Consider the following 14,039-nt stretch of genomic DNA (forward strand, 5'->3'; position numbering starts at 1 on the left):
ACCGCGGCGCGGGTGAATCGCACCGTGTCACCCACATCCCTTAAGGTTCTAGGCATGCCCGTTTTTCAGTTCAATCCGCCGGAGCGGTTCGTCGCCGGAACCGTGGGCCAGCCTGGGGACCGTACCTTCTTCCTCCAGGCCGTCGGCGAGGGCCGTATCACCAGTGTCGTACTGGAGAAGGCCCAGGTGGAGGCCCTGGCCGCCCGTATCGAGGAGTTGCTGGAAGAGGTGCACCGCCGTTTCGGGGCGCCGCCGGACGACGTGGCCCCGCCCGAGGACGACGGGCCTCTGGAGCAGCCCATCGAACAGGACTTCCGTGTGGGCACCCTGGCCCTGGCGTGGGACGCCGAGGCGGCCCGCGTGATCATCGAGGCCCAGGAGATCGACGAGACCGCCACCGAGGAACTGGTCGAGGACGACGAGGAGGAGCTGGAGGTCTTCGCCGAGGAGGCCCCCGCCCACCGCGACGTCCTGCGCGTCTACCTCACCCCCGGTGAGGCGCGCGCCTTCGCCGGGCGCGCCCTGAAGGTCGTCTCCGCGGGCCGCCCCGACTGCCCGCTGTGCGGCCGCCCGCTCGACCCGAACGGCCACATCTGCGCGCGTCAGAACGGGTACCGCCCGGACCGTCTCGTTTGAGGCCCCTTCCCGTGGACGACGACACCACCAGCCACCCGGGCCCGACCGCCGCAGACCCGCTGCCGTCGGGCACCACGGCCTTCGGGGGGCTCACCCCCGCCGAGGGCCTGGACCTGTTGCGCCGGGGTGAGATCACCGTGGAGGGCCGCCTGGCCGCGGCCTCCAACGCCACCCTGTACTGCACGGTCTCCAACGGCGTCCGCTCGGCCGTGTGCGTGTACAAGCCGGTGGCGGGGGAGCGGCCCCTGTGGGACTTCCCCGACGGAACCCTGGCCGGGCGCGAGGTGTCGGCCTACGCCGTCTCCGAGGCGCTGGGCTGGTCCGTGGTACCGCCCACGGTTCACCGCGATGGCCCCTACGGCGAGGGCATGGTCCAGCTGTGGGTGCACGGCGACACCACGGTGGATCTGGTCGCCCTCTCCCGGGAGACCGAGCACCGGGGACTGCGCCGGATGGCCGTCCTGGACGCGGTCATCAACAACTCCGACCGCAAGATCGGCCACCTGCTCCCCACTCCCGAGGGGCACCTGTACGGCTGCGACCACGGGGTGTCCTTCGCCGAGGACTACAAACTGCGCACGGTTCTGTGGCAGTGGCAGGGCCAGCCCCTCAGTGAGGAGGCCCTGACCGCCCTGACCGAGGTACGCACGCGCCTGCGCCAGCCCGAGGACCCGCTCTCCGCGGAACTGACCACCCACCTGACCGGCCCCGAGGTCTACGCGGTGCGGGCCCGGGTGGACCTGCTCATCCACCACGGCATCCACCCCTACCCGGCCCCCGACTGGCCCTCCGTCCCCTGGCCCCCGGTGTAGATCCCCTGACGGCCGCACCTGGCCGGTGTGAGCAGCGTCAACCTCGCAACACGCGGCTACCGGCTGGTAGGAATAGCGCCCGTGTCCCGAATACCTGCACAATGGGGCATGTGAGCAACGAGTGGAACTACCTTTTCGACATGGATGGCGTGCTCGTACGCGAGGAGCACCTGATCCCCGGAGCGGACACGCTCATCGCGGAGCTGCGCGAGCAGGGGACCCCGTTCATGGTGTTGACGAACAACTCCATCTACACCCCGCGTGACCTACGAGCGCGGCTGCTCAACACGGGACTGGACATCCCCGAGGAGGCGATCTGGACCTCCGCGCTGGCCACCGCCCAGTTCCTCCAGACCCAGCGCCCCGGCGGCTCGGCCTACGTGGTCGGTGAGTCCGGCCTGACCACCGCCCTGCACAACGTGGGCTACGTGATGACCGAGCGCAACCCGGACTACGTGGTGCTCGGGGAGACCCGCACCTACAGCTTCGAGGCCATCACCCGCGCGATCCGGCTGGTGCGCAACGGCGCCCGGTTCATCGCCACCAACCCCGACGAGACCGGGCCCAGCGCCGAAGGGCCGCTGCCCGCGACCGGTGCCGTCGCCGCGCTGATCGAGAAGGCCACCGGCCGCCGCCCCTACTTCGTGGGCAAGCCGAACCCGCTCATGATGCGCTCGGCGCTGCGCCGGATCGGCGCCCACTCGGAGAACACCATCATGGTCGGTGACCGGATGGACACCGACGTGCTCAGCGGCCTGGAGGCCGGTCTGCAGACCCTGCTCGTACTGTCGGGGATCTCCGATCGCGACACCGCCGAGCAGTTCCCCTACCGGCCCACCCGGGTCATCGAGTCGGTCAAGGAACTCGTGGGCAACACCCAGAACCCCTTTGGTGACCAGGACTGACCGGACATGACGACGGGGGCGGTGGATCATGTCCACCGCCCCCGTATCCGTCGTCGGCCGGGTGCCTGAGTCAGGCGCTCTGCCGTTGCTTGGCGATCTCCTCGACCTTCGCCGCCTCCTCGCGGCGGCGGGCGCGGAGCAGCTCCAGCCGTTCGGCCAGGACCTCCTCGAGGTCCTCCATGCTTCGGCGTTCCAGCAGCATGTCCCAGTGGGTGCGCACTGGTTTGGTGTTCTTGGGCTCCTCGCCGCCGCCGTCACGGCGCAGCGCCCGGTCGCCGCAGAATCGGCATTCCCATTCTGCGGGGATCTCGGCCTCGGTCGCGAAGGTGACCGAGAAGCGGTGCCCCCGGGTGCAGTCGTAGGTGACTTCCTGCCGGGGAGCCAGGTCGGTGTTGCGGTCGTTCTCGTAGCTCGTCGCCCCGAGCCGTGTGCCGCGAAGTGCTCGCTCGGCCATCGTGTGGGTGCCTCCAGGCGCTTGTGCGGTCTCGCGGGGTGTAACGCGTCGGTCCACGTCAAGATTCCCCGCTGACCTGAGGTCGAACCACTCCGGCGGGCGCGGGACCCCGTCTGTCCCACGAGAGCCTGCGTCACCGAGCCCCCCGGCGCTTGTGACCTGCACCACTCTAGGGGGCCGTTCCCGAAAGTCCCGGCATCGCCCCCGACACACCGGTCTCACGGTCCCTCGCTTGCCTCCGAGGGGATTTTCGGGTCGTGCGACTTTTCTGTGTCAGTGCAGTTCACGATATGAATCCGAGGATTCGGACAAAGTCCTTCACCGCCATTGCGGCTGCTTCTGGCTTTGGCCGGTGCGGCGCCGGATCGCCTGTCACCGAGGTCCTGTGGTGCCGTCTCGATGAAGAATCGATTGTTCATTGTTCGGACATAGGCGACAGGTGTACTTGATGGTATGTTGACTCGCTGTGTGAAGAAAAAGGCTGGTTGAGGCCAATTTGACCGCCTATTCGACACGCTCTCGCACGTGGATTGCCGGTGCCCGTTCGGCGCGCCCTTCAGCGTGTACAAGGAGTGACGACGTGGCCGGACATGGAGCACCATGACTGACGAAACCCCCCGTCCCGGCGGAGCACTGCCGCCGGGATCGACCACCCCACGATGGCTGCTCCTTCTGGTTCCGCTGCTTCCGGTCTGGGGCTGGGCGCTCTGGGCCACCTACCCCGACGGGCTGGCGCCGGTCCTGGTCAGCGGCGGCGTCGCCCTCCTGCTGATCCTGGTCGCGACCCTCCTCCTCGGACGCCGGGACCGCCTGATCGCCGAACACCGGGTCCAGGCCGAGGGGGCCCGCGCCGCCACCGAGGCCTTCGCCAAGGAACACCTGCCCCGCCTGGTCGAACAGCTGCGCGCGGGTGACTCCGCGGATACCGTCCTGCACCGGATGTCGTCCGTGGACGACCCGGCCAACGCCGCCGTCCTGCGCGCCGTCGCCGAGGAGATCTCCGCCGCCGAACGCCGCCGCGCCGCCGCCATGGCCGCCTGTGCCACTGCCGCGGGCCGGGTCCAGGCGCTGACCACCACCATGCTCGCCGACCTGCGCCAGATGCAGGAGCGCTACGGCGACGGCAGCGCCGGGTCCGACATCCTCGGCGACCTCATGCAGCTGGACCACACCACAGCCCAGACCGGCCGGATCGCCGACAGCATCGCCATCCTCACCGGGGCCCGTTCAGGTCGCCGCTGGGGCCGCGCCATCCCCATGGAGAGCATCCTGCGCGGGGCCATGAGTCGGATCGGCGCCTACCAGCGGGTGCGCACCCACAACGTCTCCAGCCTCGCAGTGGCCGGTTTCGCGGCCGAGGGCGTCATCCACGCGCTGGCCGAGATCCTCGACAACGCCGCCAAGTTCTCCCCGCCCACCGCCGAGGTCCACGTCCACGTGGAGGAGGTTCAGGCCGGGATCGCCGTCATGGTCGAGGACGGCGGCCTCGTCATGGGCGAGGAGGCGCTGCGCCGGGCCCGCCTCGCGGTGCGGAGCGGTCTCGACATCACCACCATCTCCGGGACGCGCCTGGGTCTGTCGGTCGTCGGTCAGCTCGCCCGCCGCTACGGTCTCGAAGTCTCCTTCCGCTCCTCCTCCAGGGGCGGTACGGCTGTGGTCCTGCTGCTGCCCCAGCGCATCATCAAACCGCTGCCCGCACCCACCGCACCCCAGCCGATCACCGTCCCCGAGAGCTCCGCTCCGGTCCCGGCGGCCTCTCCCAACGGCCCGGCTCCCACCGCTGTGCCCCCCACCACTGTGTCCGCCAACACTGTGTCCGCCAACACTGTGTCTCCCACCACTGTGTCCGCCAACGATGTGGCACCCCTGCCCAGGTCGGAGAACGGCCTGCCGATGCGGCGCCGGGGGCGGACCCTCGCCGCGGCGGAGCGCACCCGGCCCGTCCCCGAGAACACCAGTCCCCCCACCTCGGCGAAGGGGTTCGGCGCGTTCCGCTCTGCGGTGCGCGGCGAGGGGCCCACCGACTCACCGAAGGAAACATGATGGACCTCAAGACGCTGACCTGGCTGCTCGAAGGCCTCCTGGAACGCACACCGGGCACCCGGCACGCGCTGGTGCTCTCCCGCGACGGCCTCAAGCTGTGCCACAGCGCGGGACTGGGCACCGACAGCGCCGACCACCTCTCGGCCATCGCGGCAGGGGTGCAGAGTCTGGCCCACAGCGCGTCGGTGGAGTTCGGGGACGGCCGGGGCGGGGTTCGCCAGGCGATGGCCGAGTTCTACGGCGGTCTGCTGTTCATCGTCGAAGCCGGTCACGGCACCCACCTGGCGGTCATCACCAGTGCGGAGGCCGAGCCGGGGCTGGTCGGCCACAACATGAACGAACTGGTCGAGCAGATGGGTGAGTACCTGACCACGCCGCCCCGAGCCGGGGCCGAGCTGGCATGAGCCCACACCGCAGGGAGAGCCCGGACCGGCTCTACGTCATCACCTCGGGCCGCAGCAGCGGAGCCGACGACTCCCTGGACGCCGTGACACTCATCGTCGCGGAGAGCGCGCCCGCGCCCGGGATGCAGTCCGAGCACGCTGACATCCTGCGCCTGTGCGTGAGTCCCATGGCGGTGGTGGAGATCGCCGCCCACCTGCGTCTGCCGGTGACGGTCGTGCGCATCCTGCTCACCGACCTCATCGACACCGGCCGGGTGACCGCGCGTCACCCGGCCCCCGCGCCCTCGCCGGCGCATCCGCTCGCCTCACCGGACGTGTTGGAGAAGGTGCTCGTTGCACTCCACAAGCTCTGAACCCGCTCATGCCCCGGCGCCGGTCACCCCGCTGGCCGCCAGCACCGAACAGGCTCTGAAGATCGCCGTCGTCGGCGGTTTCGGTGTCGGCAAGACCACCATGGTCCGCTCGGTCAGCGAGATCCGCCCGCTGAACACCGAGGAGACCATGACCCGGGCCGGTGCGGGCGTCGACGACCTCCACGGGGTCGAGGGCAAACGCACCACCACCGTCGCCTTCGACTTCGGCCGCATCACCCTGGACGAGAGCTCTGTGCTCTACCTCTTCGGGGCACCGGGCCAGGAACGCTTCTGGTTCCTGTGGGACCGGCTGTTCACCGGGGCCCTGGGCGCCGTCGTGCTCGTCGACACCCGCCGCCTGGAGGACTCCTTCTACGCCATCGACCGCCTGGAAGCGCAGGGGACCCCCTTCGTGGTGGCGCACAACGACTTCGGTGAGACCACGCACTCACTGGACGAGGTGCGCGCCGCCCTCGACCTGGACCCGGCCATCCCGCTGCTGCACTGTGACGCCCGCGAGCGCGGATCCGCCAAACAGGTCCTCATCGCGCTCGTCCACCACGTCCGTTCCCTGATCACGAAAGGCGCCCGATGAGCGGTTGCCCGGTCCGGCTGCACGGCCCGGACTTCCAAGCCGATCCAGGGAGCCTCTACGAGAAGATGCGGGCCGAGCACGGTCCGGTCGTCCCGGTGACCATGGAGGGCGACGTCCCCGCGTGGCTGGTGGTCGGCTACCGGGAACTGCACCACGTCCTGAACACCCCCGGCGTGTTCGCGCGCAGCTCCAGCCGCTGGAACGCCTGGCACCTGGTCCCCCAGGACTGGCCGATGCTGCCCATGGTCATGCAGCTGCCCACGGTGCTCTACTCCGAGGGAGCCGACCACCGCCGCCGCGCCGGTGCGGTGAGCGACGCCCTGTCCGGGACCGATCTCCACGAGCTGCGCACGACCACCGCACGGATGGCCGACCGGCTCATCGACTCCTTCTGCGCCACCACCGGCACGGACCTGCGCACCTCCTACACCGCACGGCTGCCCGCCCTCGTGCTCAGCTGGCTGTACGGACTGGACGACGTGCGCGGCGACCACCTCGCCGACAACATGAACACGATGATCGACGGCGGCCCCGACGCCATGGCGGCCCAGCAGGCCCTGATGGCCGCCATGGCCGAGCTCGTCGCCGAACGCCGCCTCAGGCCCGGCCCCGACGTCGTCTCCCGCCTGCTCGGCCACCCGGCCGGGTACACCGACGAGGAGGCGGTGCCCGAACTCATCGTGCTGCTGGGCGGTGGGAACCAGCCGACCGCCGAGTGGCTGGGCAACGCGCTGCGGCTGATGTTCACCGACGAACGGTTCGGCGCCTCCATCGCCGGAGCCCGCAGCAGCGTGCAGGAGGCCCTCAACGAGGTTCTGTGGGAGGACACCCCCACCCAGATCCACGCCGGACGCTACGCCGCGCACGACGTGGAGCTGGGCGGACAGTTCATCCGCCAGGGAGACCTGCTGCTCCTGGGGCTCTCCGGCGCCAACCGGGACCCCCTCGTGCGCTCCGCCGCCGACCGGGGCGGCCACGGCAGCCAGGCCCACCTCTCCTTCTCCCACGGTGCCCACCAGTGCCCGTACCCCGCCAGGGAGATCGCCGAGATCATCGCTGTCACGGGGGTGGAGGTCCTGGTGGACCGGCTCCCCGACATCGAATTGGCCATCCCCGAGTCCGAACTCCGCTGGCGCCCCTCCCCGTGGGTACGCGGGGTGGCCTCCCTGCCCGTCACGTTCACCCCGGCCGAGCCGTACGGAGCCCGCTGACCACCAGACCAGAAACACCAGGCCGGACACCGGTGGCCGTCCCGTCCGGCCTCCCCCAAATCCCCGCACCCCGCATCTCTATCCCGACCCCCGAGGAGTTCACTGATGCCCTGCCCCGTTGAGCACGGTTCCGGCGGAACCGTCACTCTGGACCCCTACGTCAAGAACTTGCGCGCCGAGCGCGAGGCCCTGTACGCGGCCGGTCCGATCACCCGCGTCGAACTCCCTGGCGGCGTGACTGCCTGGGCCGCCACCCGCCACGAGGTCGCCCGCGCCACCCTCACCGATCCCCGCCTGGTCAAGGACGTCGCCCACTGGGACGACCTCCAGCAGGGGCGCATCCCCGAGGGCTGGCCGCTGCTCAGCACCATCCCGCCCACCCCCACCAACCTCCTGGGCACCGACGGCGCCGAGCACAAGCGCCTGCGCCTGCTCACCGCCAAGGCCTTCTCCGCGCGCAGCGTCGAGCGCCTGCGGCCGCGCATCCACGACCTCACCAACGAACTCCTGGACTCCCTGGAGCCCAAGGCTGGCGAGCCCTTGGACCTCAAGGGCGAGTTCGCCTTCAAGCTGCCGATGAGCGTGATCGGTGAGCTCTACGGCGTGGACGAGGCCGAACACGGCTACCTGCGCGACATGTACGTGAAGTTCTTCAGCGCGGTCACCTCGCCCGAGGAGTTCATGGAGACGTACGCGGTCCTGGAGCGCTACTACGAGGACATGATCGCGGCCAAGCGCGCCAACCCGGGTGATGACCTGACCACCGAGCTCCTCAACGCAGGGGAGGACGGGGACGCCCTCACCGACCTCGAGGTGCGCGGCACCCTCCAGGTCGTCGTGGCCGCCGGGCACGAGACCACCGTCAACCTGCTGTGCAACGCGGTGCGTGCCCTGCTGGCCCACCCCGAGCAGTTCGACCTGGTCAAGCAGGGCAAGGTCGGTTGGGATGTCGTGGTCGAGGAGACCCTGCGCTTCGACCCGCCCACCTCCAACATGGTCTTCCGCTTCGCCACCGAGGACATCGAGGTCGGCGGGCAGACCATCCGCAAGGGTGAGGCGCTGATGACCTCCTACGGCGCGATCAGCCGCGACCGCGACGAACACGGCGAGGAGCCGCACCCGGACACCTTCGACCTCACCCGTCAGAAGGGCCGCCACATCTCCTTCGGCTACGGCCCGCACGTGTGCCCGGGCTCCCACCTGGCCCGCATGGAGGGACAGATCGCCCTGCCCCTGTTGTTCGAGCGCTTCCCGGACCTGAAGCTGGCCGTTCCGGACGACGAGTTGGAGAACCACCCCTCCATCGTGGTCAACAGCCTCAAGGATCTCCCGGTCCTCCTGCGCCCGTAGGCGTCGCCGGACACCCCTGGAGACGCCGGGCCCCGCATCCCAGGCATCTGCTGACCGGGCCCCGACTCGTCGAAACGAGTGGGGCCCTCACCTGACCCGACCCCCCCAGGCGACGGAGAAGCTACTTATGCCCAACGAACCGGTCCGGTTGCACGATCCGCGGTTCAGCACCGACCGCGGCGGTTTTCACGAGTGGATGCGCGCCGAGCACGGCCCGGTCGTCCCGATCCTGTTGGAGGGGGACATCGCCGCCTGGCTGGTGATCGGCTACACAGAGCTGCACTACGTGCTCAGCGCCCCGGAGCTGTTCGCGCGCAGCTCCTCGCGGTGGAACGGCTGGGACCGTCTACCACCGGAATCACCGCTGCAGACGGTCCTGGCTCCGCTGCCCAACCTCCTCTTCGCCGAAGGGGAGGACCACCGGCGCCGCTCCAAGGCGGTCAACGACACGCTCGACGCCGTCGACCCGCACGAGCTCAGACGAGTGACCGACCGGTTCGCGGACCGGCTCGTCGACGGGTTCTGCGGTGACAGCCGGGCCGAACTGCGCACCCAGTACGCCGGCCCGCTGCCCAGCCTGGTCCTGGGCTGGCTCTACGGCTTCGACGACGCGGAGATCGACGTCCTTGCCAAGGCGATGAGCGTACTTTTCGACTCCTCCGGCGCGGGAGTGTTCGAGGCCTACACCGAGCTCGTCAGCCGTTTCGGTGCCGCGATCACCGAACGCCGCTCCCGACCCGGACCGGACGTGATTTCCCGGCTGGTGACCGACCCGATCGGATACACCGACGAACAGCTCACAGCCGAGCTCATCGCGATCCTGGGCGGCGGTGACCAGACCACCACCGAATGGCTCGGGAACGCGTTGCGGTTGATGCTGACCGACGAACGCTTCTCCGCCTCGATGTCCGGCGCCCGCAGCAGTGTGCGCGACGCTCTCACCGAGGTGCTGTGGGAGGACTCGCCGTCCCAGATCAACGCGGGCCGCTTCGCCGCCTTGGACCTGGAACTGGCCGGAAAACTCATCCGCAAGGGCGACCTGGTCATGCTCGCCTATGGCGCCGCCAACCACGACCCCCGGGTCCGGGGCGCCGGACCCGGCCAGGTGGGCGCCAATCACGCCCACATGTCCTTCTCCCACGGAAAACACGCCTGCCCGCACGCGGCCCAGGGCATCGCTGAACTCATCGCGACCACCGGCATCGAGGTCTTGCTCGACCGGTTGCCCGACCTCGAACTGGCGATTCCCCCGGAGGACCTGCGCTGGCGCCCGTCCCCCTGGGCGCGGGGAGTCGTCTCCCTGCCCGTCACCTTTTCCCCAGCGACGCCTCTTGGAGAGTTCTGATGCCCTGCCCGGTGACCGGAGCCAACGACGCCGAAGTCCCCTTCCTCGACCCCTACCCGGACGACCTCCAGGCCCACCGCGAGGAGCTCTATCAGCAGGGCCCGGTCACCCCGGTCGAGCTGCCGGGCGGCGTGCGGGCCTGGGCCACCACCCACCACGCCGCGGCCAAGGCCACCCTCAACGACCCGCGCTTCGTCAAGGATCCCCACCAATGGGCCGACTTCCAGAATGGGAAGGTCTCCCAGGACTGGCCGTACATGGGTGTGCTCACCTTCGACGGCATCAACATGCTCGGCCTGGACGGTGCCCCGCACCGGCGGATGCGCCGACTCACCGCCCACCCCTTCTCGGCCCGCCGGGTGGAGCGGCTGCGCCCGCACATCGAGCGGATCACCGACGAGTACCTGGACGCCCTCGAGAAGCGTGCCCACGAGCCCCTGGACCTGAAGAAGGAGTTCTCCTTCCGGGTGCCGATCACCGTCATCGGCGAGCTCTACGGGGTGCCGGAGGAGGAGTACGACAAGCTCGGCGACCTGTACGCCCCGTTGTTCTTCGTCGACACCGACCCGGGGGAGCACCTCGACCTCTATACGCAGATCTACCAGTACTTCACCGATCTGGTCGCCCGTAAGAAGGCCGATCTGGACGCGCACGACGACTTCACCACCGACCTGCTCAGGTCCACCGGGGAGGGCGAGGAGTCGCTCACCGAGGGGGAGGTCATCGTGACCCTGCTGATGGTGGTGGCCGCCGGGCACGAGACCACGGTCAACCTCATCAACAACGTGATCCGAGCCCTGCTCAACCACTCTGAGGAGTACGCCCGGCTCCGCGCGGGCGAGCTCACCTGGGAGCAGGTGATCGAGGAGACCCTGCGGTACAACCCGCCCAACAACGCGATCCTCTTCCGGTTCGCCACCGAGGACGTGCCCATGGGCGACGTGACCATCAGCAAAGGCGACGCCCTGGTCACGCACTACGGCGCCATCACCAAGGACCGCGAGGAGTACGGCGAGGACGTGCACGTCTTCGACCCGAGCCGTACCAAGGGCCGTCACATCAGCTTCGGCTACGGCCCGCACATGTGCCCGGGGGCTCCGCTGGCACGCCTGGAGGCGGGCATTGTGCTCCGCAAGCTCTTTGACCGCTTCCCCGACCTGCGACTGGCCGTCCCGGACCAGGAACTGGAGAACGAGGCGGCGCTCATCGTCAACAGCCTCAAGGAGTTCCCCATCCTCCTACGCCCGTAGACATCCACCGGTCGCGGCCCGCCCTGGGACGGGCTCCGCGCAACCGCCCCAAGCCCTCGCCCCCAGGTGACGGAGTAACCACCGATGTCCCATGAACCGGTCCGGCTATACGGTCCGGACTTCCAGTCCGACCCCGCCGGACTCTTCGAGAGCATGCGCTCGGCCCACGGCCCGGTCGTGCCCGTGCACCTGGACGGTGATGTCCCCGCCTGGCTGGTCCTGGGCTACCGGGAGCTCCACCGCGTGCTGAGCACCCCGAAGACCTTCGGCAGCGACTCCCGCAGGTGGAACGGCTGGGCAGGGGTGCCCCAGGACTGGCCGCTCATGCCCCTGGTGTTCCCGGTCCCGAATATTCAGCACGCGGAGGGGGACCAGCACCGGCGGCACGCCCGGGTGATCGACGACGCCCTGAACGGGGTGGAACCCTACGAGCTGCGACAGGTGACCACCCGGATCGCGGACCGTCTCATCGACTCCTTCTGCGCCTCAGGCCAGGCGGACCTGAGATCGATGTACGCCCACCGGCTCCCGGCCCTGGTCCTGTGCTGGACGTATGGTCTGGACGACGACCGGGGTGACGCTCTCACCACCATGATCACCACCATGCTCGACGCCGGAGCCGACTCCCAGCAGGCCTACACGGAGCTCAGCGCGGCGCTCCATCAGGTGGGACAGGAGCGTCGGGCCGAACCCGGGGCCGACGTGGTGTCCCGGATGATCGCGCACCCGGCCGGGTACAGCGACGAGGAGCTCGTTGTCGACCTGCTGGCCATCGTCGCCGCCGGTCAGCAGACCACCGCCGACTGGATCGGCAACGCGCTGCGGCTGATGCTCACCGACAGCCGTTTCTCCGCCTCCATGGCCGGGGCACGCAGCAGTGCGGGGGAGGCGCTGTCCCAGGTGCTCTGGGAGGACAGCCCGTGCCAGATCCACGCGGGCCGGTACGCCGTGCAAGACGTGGAGCTGGCCGGCCAGATCATCCGCCGGGGCGACCTGGTGCTTCTCAGCCTGGCCGCCGGCAACCGCGACCCGCGGATGCGCCCGGACGGGGGCTCCTCCGGGGAACGCGGTAACAAGGCCCACCTGTCCTTCTCCCACGGCGAGCACCGGTGTCCCTACCCGGCCCAGGACATCGGGGAGACCATCGCCAACACGGGGATCGAGGTCCTGCTGGACCGCCTCCCCGACATCGAACTGGCCCTCCCCGCCTCCGAACTGCGCTGGCGCCCCTCCCCGTGGGTCCGGGGCGTCGCCTCCCTGCCGGTCACCTTCACCCCCGCTCTACCCCGAGGAGCACACTGATGCCCTGCCCCGTCTCCCACCCCGACAGCTCAGGTGACGTCACGGTCATCAACCCCGTGATCGACGACCTGCCCGCCGAGCGTGAACGCCTCTACCAGGCCGGACCCATCGCCCGGATCGAGCTGCCCGGAGGAGTGAAGGCCTGGGCCACCACCCACCACGACGTCACCCGGGCCAGCCTCAACGACCCCCGCCTGGTTAAGGACGCCGCGCACTGGGCCGACTTCCAGGCCGGGCGGATCCCGGAGGGGTGGCCGCTGCTGCTGACCATCCCCATGGGCACCGACGACATGCTCGGCCTGGACGGCGCACCGCACAAGAGACTGCGCGACCACATCGCCAAGCCGTTCTCGGCGCGCCGGGTGGAGCGGCTGCGCCCGAGGATCGAGCAGCTCGCCGCCGAGGCGCTCGACCGCCTGGAAGCCAAGGCGGACCAACCCCTGGACCTGAAGTCGGAGTTCACCTTCCCCCTCCCGATCGGGGTCGTCGGCGAGCTCTACGGGGTGGACCCGAGCCACTTCCCCTACCTCGGCGGCCTGTGCACCTCGCTCTTCGACTCCACCAACACCGCGCAGCAGTTCCTGGAGACCTACACGGCCCTGCAGAAATTCTTCACCGACGTGGTCGCCGCCAAGAAGGCCGAACCGGGCGACGACATGACCAGCGACCTGTTCGGCGAGGGGCCGGGCGGAGACCGGCTCACCGACGGTGAGGTCCAGAAGATCCTCCTCAGCGTCATCGTGGCCGGGCACGAGACCACCGTGAACCTGCTCAACAGCGCGGTGCGCGCCCTGCTCAAGCACCCCGAGGTGCTCGACCGGGTCAAGAAGGGCGAGATCGGTTGGGACGCGGTGGTCGAGGAGACCCTGCGCTACGACCCGCCCAACATCTCGATGCTGTTCCGCTTCGCCACCGAGGACATCGAGATCGGCGGGATGACCCTCCGCAAGGGTGAGGCACTCATGACCCACTACGCCGCGGCGACCCTGGACCGGGGCCAGTACGGCGAGGACGTGCACGCCTTCGACCCGACCCGGACCAAGGGCCGCCACATCTCCTTCGGCTACGGCCCGCACGTGTGCCCGGGCGCGCCCCTGTCCCGCCTGGAGGCGGGCGTCATCCTGCCGATGCTCTTCGAACGCTTCCCCGACATGACCCTGGCGGTCGACGACGAGGACCTGGAGCTCAACCCCTCGCTCCTGGTCAACAGCCTCAAGGGACTCCCGGTCCACCTGCGTCCGCAGAGCTAGTCGAGGGGGTTTGGGGGCCGCTTCCGAAGCCGGGGTTCCGGAAGCGGCCCCGAAACCGTGTGCGGGTCAAGTGGTGACAAGGGGATCCCAGGAAATCCTCAAAATCATCTGAAATCGGACTATTGGCCT

The 14,039-nt window shown here is 69.5% G+C and carries 14 protein-coding genes; 13 read left to right on the top strand and 1 reads right to left on the bottom strand.

Translation table 11 applies throughout. The annotated features are described in order from the left end of the window. Window positions 1-54 precede the first annotated feature (54 nt). The 3 genes from D457_RS0113530 to D457_RS0113540 all read left to right on the top strand — a co-directional run bounded on the left by D457_RS0113530 (window position 55) and on the right by D457_RS0113540 (window position 2,353). Complete coding sequence (locus tag D457_RS0113530) at window positions 55-636, top strand: DUF3090 domain-containing protein (protein WP_017581205.1); 582 nt, start codon at window positions 55-57, stop codon at window positions 634-636. 59 nt (window positions 637-695) lie between these two features. Next, window positions 696-1,448, top strand: a complete 753-nt coding sequence (locus tag D457_RS0113535; protein WP_039831275.1) for an SCO1664 family protein — start codon at window positions 696-698, stop codon at window positions 1,446-1,448. Between the two features lie 101 nt (window positions 1,449-1,549). Continuing rightward, complete coding sequence (locus D457_RS0113540) at window positions 1,550-2,353, top strand: HAD-IIA family hydrolase (RefSeq protein WP_026116621.1); 804 nt, start codon at window positions 1,550-1,552, stop codon at window positions 2,351-2,353. Window positions 2,354-2,423: 70 nt separating this feature from the next. Here D457_RS0113540 and D457_RS0113545 read toward each other — a convergent pair whose 3' ends face one another. Beyond that, window positions 2,424-2,807, bottom strand: coding sequence for an RNA polymerase-binding protein RbpA (locus tag D457_RS0113545; RefSeq protein ID WP_017535724.1), 384 nt, complete (start codon window positions 2,805-2,807; stop codon window positions 2,424-2,426). Window positions 2,808-3,407: 600 nt separating this feature from the next. Here D457_RS0113545 and D457_RS0113550 point away from each other — a divergent pair. The 10 genes from D457_RS0113550 (at window position 3,408) to D457_RS0113595 (ending at window position 13,910) form a co-directional block, all read left to right on the top strand. Then, on the top strand, window positions 3,408-4,850 hold the full coding sequence (locus D457_RS0113550) for an ATP-binding protein (RefSeq protein WP_017581208.1): 1,443 nt from the start codon (window positions 3,408-3,410) through the stop codon (window positions 4,848-4,850). After that, the gene (locus tag D457_RS0113555) at window positions 4,850-5,254 is read left to right on the top strand and encodes a roadblock/LC7 domain-containing protein (protein WP_017581209.1); all 405 of its coding nucleotides are present in this window, start codon (window positions 4,850-4,852) and stop codon (window positions 5,252-5,254) included. The genes D457_RS0113550 and D457_RS0113555 overlap by 1 nt, the downstream gene beginning before the upstream one ends. After that, complete coding sequence (locus D457_RS0113560; protein ID WP_017581210.1) at window positions 5,251-5,607, top strand: DUF742 domain-containing protein; 357 nt, start codon at window positions 5,251-5,253, stop codon at window positions 5,605-5,607. Before D457_RS0113555 ends, D457_RS0113560 begins: the two co-directional genes overlap by 4 nt. Further along, window positions 5,588-6,202: a GTP-binding protein gene (locus D457_RS0113565; protein WP_017581211.1), complete on the top strand. Its 615-nt coding sequence runs from the start codon at window positions 5,588-5,590 to the stop codon at window positions 6,200-6,202. Before D457_RS0113560 ends, D457_RS0113565 begins: the two co-directional genes overlap by 20 nt. Then, entirely contained in the window at window positions 6,199-7,413 is a 1,215-nt protein-coding gene (locus D457_RS0113570; RefSeq protein ID WP_017581212.1) for a cytochrome P450, read from the top strand. Before D457_RS0113565 ends, D457_RS0113570 begins: the two co-directional genes overlap by 4 nt. A 105-nt stretch (window positions 7,414-7,518) precedes the next feature. Continuing rightward, window positions 7,519-8,763, top strand: coding sequence for a cytochrome P450 family protein (locus tag D457_RS0113575; protein WP_017581213.1), 1,245 nt, complete (start codon window positions 7,519-7,521; stop codon window positions 8,761-8,763). Window positions 8,764-8,890: 127 nt separating this feature from the next. Next, window positions 8,891-10,108, top strand: a complete 1,218-nt coding sequence (locus D457_RS0113580; protein WP_017581214.1) for a cytochrome P450 — start codon at window positions 8,891-8,893, stop codon at window positions 10,106-10,108. Continuing rightward, window positions 10,108-11,358, top strand: coding sequence for a cytochrome P450 family protein (locus D457_RS0113585; protein WP_017581215.1), 1,251 nt, complete (start codon window positions 10,108-10,110; stop codon window positions 11,356-11,358). Before D457_RS0113580 ends, D457_RS0113585 begins: the two co-directional genes overlap by 1 nt. 84 nt (window positions 11,359-11,442) lie before the next feature. After that, window positions 11,443-12,660 (top strand): cytochrome P450, encoded by a 1,218-nt coding sequence (locus tag D457_RS0113590; protein ID WP_017581216.1) that lies wholly within the window; start codon window positions 11,443-11,445, stop codon window positions 12,658-12,660. Next, a complete protein-coding gene (locus D457_RS0113595; RefSeq protein WP_017581217.1) occupies window positions 12,660-13,910 on the top strand; it encodes a cytochrome P450 family protein in 1,251 nt (416 codons plus the stop codon). The genes D457_RS0113590 and D457_RS0113595 overlap by 1 nt, the downstream gene beginning before the upstream one ends. Window positions 13,911-14,039: the final 129 nt, after the last annotated feature.

The organism is Nocardiopsis valliformis DSM 45023 (assembly GCF_000340985.1).
Lineage (GTDB): Bacteria > Actinomycetota > Actinomycetes > Streptosporangiales > Streptosporangiaceae > Nocardiopsis > Nocardiopsis exhalans.

Bases quoted from the DNA above. Each gene is read 5' to 3' on its own strand.
- D457_RS0113530 (WP_017581205.1), top strand. From the start codon at position 55: ATGCCCGTTTTTCAGTTCAATCCGCCGGAGCGGTTCGTCGCCGGAACC.
- D457_RS0113540 (WP_026116621.1), top strand. From the start codon at position 1,550: ATGGGGCATGTGAGCAACGAGTGGAACTACCTTTTCGACATGGATGGC.
- D457_RS0113545 (WP_017535724.1), bottom strand. From the start codon at position 2,807: ATGGCCGAGCGAGCACTTCGCGGCACACGGCTCGGGGCGACGAGCTAC.
- D457_RS0113550 (WP_017581208.1), top strand. From the start codon at position 3,408: ATGACTGACGAAACCCCCCGTCCCGGCGGAGCACTGCCGCCGGGATCG.
- D457_RS0113555 (WP_017581209.1), top strand. From the start codon at position 4,850: ATGGACCTCAAGACGCTGACCTGGCTGCTCGAAGGCCTCCTGGAACGC.
- D457_RS0113560 (WP_017581210.1), top strand. From the start codon at position 5,251: ATGAGCCCACACCGCAGGGAGAGCCCGGACCGGCTCTACGTCATCACC.
- D457_RS0113570 (WP_017581212.1), top strand. From the start codon at position 6,199: ATGAGCGGTTGCCCGGTCCGGCTGCACGGCCCGGACTTCCAAGCCGAT.
- D457_RS0113575 (WP_017581213.1), top strand. From the start codon at position 7,519: ATGCCCTGCCCCGTTGAGCACGGTTCCGGCGGAACCGTCACTCTGGAC.
- D457_RS0113580 (WP_017581214.1), top strand. From the start codon at position 8,891: ATGCCCAACGAACCGGTCCGGTTGCACGATCCGCGGTTCAGCACCGAC.
- D457_RS0113585 (WP_017581215.1), top strand. From the start codon at position 10,108: ATGCCCTGCCCGGTGACCGGAGCCAACGACGCCGAAGTCCCCTTCCTC.
- D457_RS0113590 (WP_017581216.1), top strand. From the start codon at position 11,443: ATGTCCCATGAACCGGTCCGGCTATACGGTCCGGACTTCCAGTCCGAC.
- D457_RS0113595 (WP_017581217.1), top strand. From the start codon at position 12,660: ATGCCCTGCCCCGTCTCCCACCCCGACAGCTCAGGTGACGTCACGGTC.